This window comes from Clostridioides sp. GD02377, from assembly GCF_045899875.1.
Classification (GTDB): domain Bacteria; phylum Bacillota; class Clostridia; order Peptostreptococcales; family Peptostreptococcaceae; genus Clostridioides; species Clostridioides difficile_A.
This window is the reverse complement of record NZ_JBJODA010000045.1, coordinates 1-4863: the sequence shown is the minus strand read 5'-3', so window position 1 is coordinate 4863 and position 4863 is coordinate 1. Positions and strand designations below refer to the sequence as shown.

Annotated in this window: 18 protein-coding genes; all 18 read right to left on the bottom strand. The window is 28.0% G+C overall.

The features are described 5' to 3' along the window. On the bottom strand, nt 1-159 hold a 159-nt coding region (locus tag Q3304_RS20580; RefSeq protein WP_407815479.1), incomplete at its 3' end, for a DUF3850 domain-containing protein. Nucleotides 160-181: 22 nt separating this feature from the next. Further along, on the bottom strand, nt 182-454 hold the full coding sequence (locus tag Q3304_RS20575) for a hypothetical protein (RefSeq protein ID WP_223195878.1): 273 nt from the start codon (nt 452-454) through the stop codon (nt 182-184). 79 nt (nt 455-533) lie between these two features. Continuing rightward, nucleotides 534-713 carry a hypothetical protein gene (locus tag Q3304_RS20570; protein WP_407815269.1) on the bottom strand — a complete coding sequence of 60 codons (180 nt, stop codon included), beginning with the start codon at nt 711-713 and terminating at the stop codon, nt 534-536. Continuing rightward, the gene (locus Q3304_RS20565) at nt 706-876 is read right to left on the bottom strand and encodes a hypothetical protein (protein ID WP_407815267.1); all 171 of its coding nucleotides are present in this window, start codon (nt 874-876) and stop codon (nt 706-708) included. The genes Q3304_RS20570 and Q3304_RS20565 overlap by 8 nt, the downstream gene beginning before the upstream one ends. A 4-nt stretch (nt 877-880) precedes the next feature. Further along, nucleotides 881-1120: a hypothetical protein gene (locus Q3304_RS20560; RefSeq protein ID WP_407815266.1), complete on the bottom strand. Its 240-nt coding sequence runs from the start codon at nt 1118-1120 to the stop codon at nt 881-883. Between the two features lie 95 nt (nt 1121-1215). Next, on the bottom strand, nt 1216-1491 hold the full coding sequence (locus tag Q3304_RS20555) for a hypothetical protein (protein ID WP_407815265.1): 276 nt from the start codon (nt 1489-1491) through the stop codon (nt 1216-1218). Nucleotides 1492-1519: 28 nt separating this feature from the next. Continuing rightward, the gene (locus tag Q3304_RS20550; RefSeq protein WP_407815264.1) at nt 1520-1768 is read right to left on the bottom strand and encodes a hypothetical protein; all 249 of its coding nucleotides are present in this window, start codon (nt 1766-1768) and stop codon (nt 1520-1522) included. Continuing rightward, nucleotides 1768-2097, bottom strand: a complete 330-nt coding sequence (locus Q3304_RS20545; protein ID WP_407815263.1) for a hypothetical protein — start codon at nt 2095-2097, stop codon at nt 1768-1770. The genes Q3304_RS20550 and Q3304_RS20545 overlap by 1 nt, the downstream gene beginning before the upstream one ends. After that, on the bottom strand, nt 2097-2270 hold the full coding sequence (locus Q3304_RS20540) for a DUF3797 domain-containing protein (protein WP_407815262.1): 174 nt from the start codon (nt 2268-2270) through the stop codon (nt 2097-2099). Before Q3304_RS20540 ends, Q3304_RS20545 begins: the two co-directional genes overlap by 1 nt. Next, a complete protein-coding gene (locus Q3304_RS20535; protein ID WP_407815261.1) occupies nt 2267-2428 on the bottom strand; it encodes a hypothetical protein in 162 nt (53 codons plus the stop codon). Before Q3304_RS20535 ends, Q3304_RS20540 begins: the two co-directional genes overlap by 4 nt. 30 nt (nt 2429-2458) lie before the next feature. Further along, the gene (locus Q3304_RS20530; RefSeq protein ID WP_407815260.1) at nt 2459-2653 is read right to left on the bottom strand and encodes a hypothetical protein; all 195 of its coding nucleotides are present in this window, start codon (nt 2651-2653) and stop codon (nt 2459-2461) included. Between the two features lie 22 nt (nt 2654-2675). Continuing rightward, nucleotides 2676-2828, bottom strand: coding sequence for a hypothetical protein (locus tag Q3304_RS20525; RefSeq protein WP_407815259.1), 153 nt, complete (start codon nt 2826-2828; stop codon nt 2676-2678). Beyond that, the gene (locus tag Q3304_RS20520; RefSeq protein WP_407815258.1) at nt 2797-3153 is read right to left on the bottom strand and encodes a hypothetical protein; all 357 of its coding nucleotides are present in this window, start codon (nt 3151-3153) and stop codon (nt 2797-2799) included. Before Q3304_RS20520 ends, Q3304_RS20525 begins: the two co-directional genes overlap by 32 nt. A gap of 14 nt (nt 3154-3167) precedes the next feature. Continuing rightward, the gene (locus tag Q3304_RS20515) at nt 3168-3419 is read right to left on the bottom strand and encodes a hypothetical protein (RefSeq protein ID WP_407815257.1); all 252 of its coding nucleotides are present in this window, start codon (nt 3417-3419) and stop codon (nt 3168-3170) included. Further along, the gene (locus Q3304_RS20510) at nt 3406-3819 is read right to left on the bottom strand and encodes a YopX family protein (RefSeq protein WP_407815256.1); all 414 of its coding nucleotides are present in this window, start codon (nt 3817-3819) and stop codon (nt 3406-3408) included. Before Q3304_RS20510 ends, Q3304_RS20515 begins: the two co-directional genes overlap by 14 nt. A 69-nt stretch (nt 3820-3888) precedes the next feature. After that, a complete protein-coding gene (locus tag Q3304_RS20505) occupies nt 3889-4296 on the bottom strand; it encodes a single-stranded DNA-binding protein (RefSeq protein ID WP_407815255.1) in 408 nt (135 codons plus the stop codon). 16 nt (nt 4297-4312) lie between these two features. Further along, nucleotides 4313-4486, bottom strand: a complete 174-nt coding sequence (locus Q3304_RS20500) for a resolvase (RefSeq protein WP_407815254.1) — start codon at nt 4484-4486, stop codon at nt 4313-4315. A gap of 62 nt (nt 4487-4548) precedes the next feature. Continuing rightward, the coding region (locus Q3304_RS20495) for a DnaD domain protein (RefSeq protein ID WP_407815253.1) at nt 4549-4863 on the bottom strand (315 nt) is incomplete at its 5' end.

Below are 4863 nucleotides of genomic sequence, written 5' to 3'. Positions count from 1 at the left end.
TTTGTTTACTTCAATTCCTGTAAATTTTTTATCTTTAAACGACTGTAATATCACTGTATCTCCTGCTCTAAAATCTGCTGTACACTCTACTTCAATTTGTTTTTTATTCTTAATTACATCTTTAAAAGTACTAGAAGCTATCTGCAATTCATGTATCATAAGCTCACACCCTTTAAAAGTTTTAGTCTATTTCTCCTTTTTCAACTTGTTCATATTCTATTTGAGATATAACTTTTTTATATGCTATTTGACCTTGCCATTCGTTTACTATGGCATCTTCAATATCTTGTACAAATATAGCTAATTTGCCATTTACATTTGCTATTTTTAACCATATAAATTCATGTGTGTCTTTATTTTTTTCTACCCATATTGTCATTTCTTTATTTTCTTCCAAGCATAAATCATTTAGAAATATCTCATTATTTATCTTATACATTTGAGTAGTAATCATAATCTCACCTCATTTTTATAAGTCAAAGTAAGTCTATAACATTCTAGTTTCATTCACAAACTTACCTTGACTATTTATTTTATTTTCTTAATTTCTTATAGTTTTCTTGACATATTTTATCCATATTTTCTTTGTATCTGCACCCTATGCACACATTACAAGTTGTAAGCTTATTACTAATTACAAAGTCATAATTGGCACATCTTTCATCACAATTTTTATGAAGTATCCCTTTTTTAAACTTGATTCTTTTATTCATTTTCTATCTCCTTCTCCAACCATGTTTTATGTGCTATATCACAATCTTCACTTTCACAATCTATCTTAGTGTTTTTGCAACTACCACAAATCTCTTTACTAAATCGCTTATAACTTTCTTTCTCTGTGATATTCTTTGACTCACACATTTCTTTATTAGTCATAAAATCACTCCTTGCACTCTCTAAATGATTCAACTACCATTTCAGTTTCCCCACTAGTATCTTCTACAAAGTCTATTTGTCTCCCATTAAACTCTTTTATATAATCTGCTATATCATATATTCTTTGACACTTTTGTTCTATACAGTTACAAATATCATTTATATTTATTTCGTTTGGAATTTCAACAATAACTTCATGTTCTAAAGTCACTTTTTCCTCAAACTTAATTTTATATTTTTTCATTTTAAATCCTCCTTTATTTCGTTTTTGAGAGTCACAAAATAATCCAACAATAATTTATATTAAGATACTTTTTGCAACTCTCTAAACTGTTTTTGTTAGATATTTTCTATATCCATTTCATATTTAGATAAAATTTCTTTAAATGCTTTTGCTAGCTCTGTTCTTATAAAAATTGAATTTGAATCTTTAGCAGCTATATCAAGGTCTATTTTTTGGTAATCCTCTTTGTTAGGAAACTTAAATCCTATTCTTATAGGGCAATCTACATCCTCAAGATTTTCTATAACTCGCTCTGCAAACTCTGCACTACCTTGTAAATTCTCATAACTTTCTACTCTATTTTTTAAATCTTCATATTCTTTATATTCCATAATCTATTCCTCCTGTAAACTGTTTTAATTAGATATTTTCTGTATATAAAAATCCTTTCAATCTTTCTATTTCTCTGTTTATTTCATCATTCCAAATTTTTATAGCTCTATCTTTATTTAAAGAAGCAACATATCCATCATGTCCCCTATCAAGCTCACTTTTATTAATAGCTTTTAAATATTGGCTATTTAACTCTACTCTATATCTACATTTTGTCTCTTTTAGTATTTCAACTTCTTCTAGACCCTTAGTACTGCATATATAAATCTTACTCATTATTCTTCTACCTCGCTTTCAAGCCATTTTTTTATTCCAGTTTCACAATCATATTCAACATCATTAATCTTGCAATCATAAACACAACATTCACATACATTTTTATCAAGAAAAAAATCTAGTAATTTATCAATAAATGGGAAATCTTTATCTTGTAATTTTTCTTTAAGAATTTTATTTTCTTCTCTTAATTTACTAATTTCATTAAAGATATCTAAAAGTAACTTTGAATCAATTTCATCATTTTCATTTAAATTCAGTCTATACTCATAAACTCTACCAGCTATAAAACTTCCTATTATTAATATCACACTAGCCAATATATTCATTAGATTTCATCCTTCCTATCATCAATTAATATATTAAACCCACAGGAACACTCCCTATAATATGTGTGTTCTTCAATTATTAACTTGCCTTCATCATTTCCAATCTTGTCATTGCCACAATTAGGGCAATAACAATACTTTTCTCCAAGTTTTATAATATCTTTTAATTTCATTTCTCAATATCTCCTTGAACTTTCTTATTCTCATTTCTTTTACAAGCTAATATTTGTGATGCAAATTCATAAAACAATCGCTCTAGCTCTACTTCTTCTGAATTTACACAAACTTTGAAAGCCTCTTTATCTTTAGTTAACTGCATTTGTACTTTCATTTTCAATTTTCTCCTTATACTCTAAAACTTTTACAATTTAAGTTCTAACGGATTCTTAAAGTCTAATCTATAGTCATAAAGTGAAAAACCATCTTTATCTTTTAGTAGTGGATTAAATTCTTTATCTAAATAACAATATTTAGTAAAGCCATCCCCAATCATATATCCGCTTTCAACCTTTGAATTTTCATCTCTTTTAAACTGTATTCTTGCTAAATACAACATAATCAAGCCTCCTTAATTAAAATCATTTTCCTAATTTAATCTTCAACATCCCCTCATATTCATACTTACTAAGTATTTTTATAGCTATATCAATAGCTTTATTGACAGAACACTTTCTCTTATTTATTATCTTTTCAGCTAACTTAATTACTTGCTCTACATTTGCTAATACCATCTGTCACCTCTTGAATATATCTAGCTTTCCATCCATTTTTAGAAACTTTACCCGTTCTTGCTAAGTTAGCAATATGAACATCTGTAAAATGCACATATTTACTCGCTTCAACAGTAGTATCAAATACTTTAGTTTCTCCAGTTCTAATATTGAAACACTCTACTTTCTTTCCCTTTCTACCTTGCACATTATTATTTGTTTTCAAAACAATAACATTTTCTTGCTTATTTTTAATTCTTACTTTTTTTAGATTATTTTCATACATAATTTCTAAATCCATAGTTTTCTCTAACAACTCTCCTGCATCTATCCAAACTTTAGTCATGTCCCATCCCCCCTTTATTCAACTGGCATTTCAAATACTTTCTCTTGATTATGTCTAACTCTGCAAGAATCTATATAATCCATTTTCACTCCATCTTCAATAAACTTCTGTATTTCATTTAACACTTGTATAGCTCTTTCTTTATTCTCATATACAGCTATTTTTCTATTTTCATTTTCAAGTATTGCATACATTTGATTAAAACCTATTTCAACTCTATCAGCTCTCATTAAACCTAATCTATCTTGACTTCTAATTATTATCATTTCTAATACCCCCATCATCACATTTTCTTATATCATTTAACTTACTTAAATCTTCATATATATTCCCATCAACTTTAATTATTTCAAGTTCAGATAATCTAAAGCAATCTCCTGACATTTCATTCACTGCAATAAAACAACCATCTTTAAATTTTACCTCCCCTGCAAATTCTGTAAAAAATATACTTCTACATAAAACAATATCGCCTTCATAGATTTCTTTTCCATCACAATCATTCATGTTTGTATATATCATTAATTCAACCTCATCATAGTTGCAAAAATAATAACCTGCAGAATCTCTTAAATGCGTTTTTTCACTTTTCATTACTACTATATTGAAGTCTCCAGCAATAAACTTGTTTAATAACTTCGACCAACATCTAAATTTTAAATCCATTTTTCATACCTCCAATATTTTTAACTTCTAGGAAGTAATATTGTATAACTACTCCCTAGATTGTTTAACTTAAAAAGGTATATCATCATCATCTATTGCTTGAAAACCTTGTGGGTCTAGCCCTGGTGGTATATATTCTTGCTTAGGGTTACTATCACTTTTACTAGAAAGTAATTCTAAAGCATTCACATTAACTTTAATAATAGTTTTCCAACATGCGTTATCATCTTTGTAATTATCAATATTTAATTCTCCAAAAACATATATCTGTTTACCTTTTGTAAGATACTGTGCAAGATTTTCAACATGCTTTCCTAACTGTTCACAAGGTATAAAGTCAACTTTCTTTTTGCCCTCTTTATCTTTGTATTTCCTATCTACTGCAACTCTAAATAAAATTTTAGGTGTTCCCGAATTAGGAAGATACTTCAATTCTGCATCTGCGACCAATCTTCCAACTAAAGTTATTGTATTCATTTAAATAGCCTCCTTTTTATTTTTCTTCATGTTCTTCTATATACTCAACAAAGTAAGTATAAGTAGTTTTACTATTTTGTTTCTCTCTACCAATCCTTACTGTATATCCAGCTTTTCCAAGCAATCTCAACAATTCCAATCTATCTTGCTCATTCAAAGAACCACTTTTCTGTGCATATATTCTCCCCATCTTAATCCTCCTTTCTAGGAAGCAATAGTATGATATTTACTTCCTAGAAGTTTAATTTAATTTTATTTGAATTTAACTTTTTGACTTTTTTTAATAATGTCATCTAGTTCATCACTTGAATACTTAGTAAACGTTTCATCAAAATTATGAAAGTTAGTTTTTTTACTTTTACTAGGAGCATTAACAACCTTGTTGCTAGACTGCTTCTTCTCCTGTTTACTCTTTTTCTTCCTCTCAAACTCATTTTGATACTCTGTAAGTTCTAAACTAGTTTTTACACCTGCTTCTATCCAGTTATTTAAGATTGTCTTTACATATCTATAGTTCTTAACTCCACTCCCTATCGCTTCATCAATAGCCCTTATAATTACATCAAC

What these genes read in the sequence shown, in the direction of transcription:
- Q3304_RS20505 (WP_407815255.1), bottom strand. Translation starts at nt 4,296, where the DNA reads ATGAATACAATAACTTTAGTTGGAAGATTGGTCGCAGATGCAGAATTG.
- Q3304_RS20510 (WP_407815256.1), bottom strand. Translation starts at nt 3,819, where the DNA reads ATGGATTTAAAATTTAGATGTTGGTCGAAGTTATTAAACAAGTTTATT.
- Q3304_RS20570 (WP_407815269.1), bottom strand. Translation starts at nt 713, where the DNA reads ATGAATAAAAGAATCAAGTTTAAAAAAGGGATACTTCATAAAAATTGT.
- Q3304_RS20550 (WP_407815264.1), bottom strand. Translation starts at nt 1,768, where the DNA reads ATGAGTAAGATTTATATATGCAGTACTAAGGGTCTAGAAGAAGTTGAA.
- Q3304_RS20545 (WP_407815263.1), bottom strand. Translation starts at nt 2,097, where the DNA reads ATGAATATATTGGCTAGTGTGATATTAATAATAGGAAGTTTTATAGCT.
- Q3304_RS20555 (WP_407815265.1), bottom strand. Translation starts at nt 1,491, where the DNA reads ATGGAATATAAAGAATATGAAGATTTAAAAAATAGAGTAGAAAGTTAT.
- Q3304_RS20535 (WP_407815261.1), bottom strand. Translation starts at nt 2,428, where the DNA reads ATGAAAGTACAAATGCAGTTAACTAAAGATAAAGAGGCTTTCAAAGTT.
- Q3304_RS20515 (WP_407815257.1), bottom strand. Translation starts at nt 3,419, where the DNA reads ATGATAATAATTAGAAGTCAAGATAGATTAGGTTTAATGAGAGCTGAT.
- Q3304_RS20520 (WP_407815258.1), bottom strand. Translation starts at nt 3,153, where the DNA reads ATGACTAAAGTTTGGATAGATGCAGGAGAGTTGTTAGAGAAAACTATG.
- Q3304_RS20500 (WP_407815254.1), bottom strand. Translation starts at nt 4,486, where the DNA reads ATGGGGAGAATATATGCACAGAAAAGTGGTTCTTTGAATGAGCAAGAT.
- Q3304_RS20560 (WP_407815266.1), bottom strand. Translation starts at nt 1,120, where the DNA reads ATGAAAAAATATAAAATTAAGTTTGAGGAAAAAGTGACTTTAGAACAT.
- Q3304_RS20575 (WP_223195878.1), bottom strand. Translation starts at nt 454, where the DNA reads ATGATTACTACTCAAATGTATAAGATAAATAATGAGATATTTCTAAAT.
- Q3304_RS20530 (WP_407815260.1), bottom strand. Translation starts at nt 2,653, where the DNA reads ATGTTGTATTTAGCAAGAATACAGTTTAAAAGAGATGAAAATTCAAAG.
- Q3304_RS20525 (WP_407815259.1), bottom strand. Translation starts at nt 2,828, where the DNA reads ATGGTATTAGCAAATGTAGAGCAAGTAATTAAGTTAGCTGAAAAGATA.
- Q3304_RS20540 (WP_407815262.1), bottom strand. Translation starts at nt 2,270, where the DNA reads ATGAAATTAAAAGATATTATAAAACTTGGAGAAAAGTATTGTTATTGC.
- Q3304_RS20565 (WP_407815267.1), bottom strand. Translation starts at nt 876, where the DNA reads ATGACTAATAAAGAAATGTGTGAGTCAAAGAATATCACAGAGAAAGAA.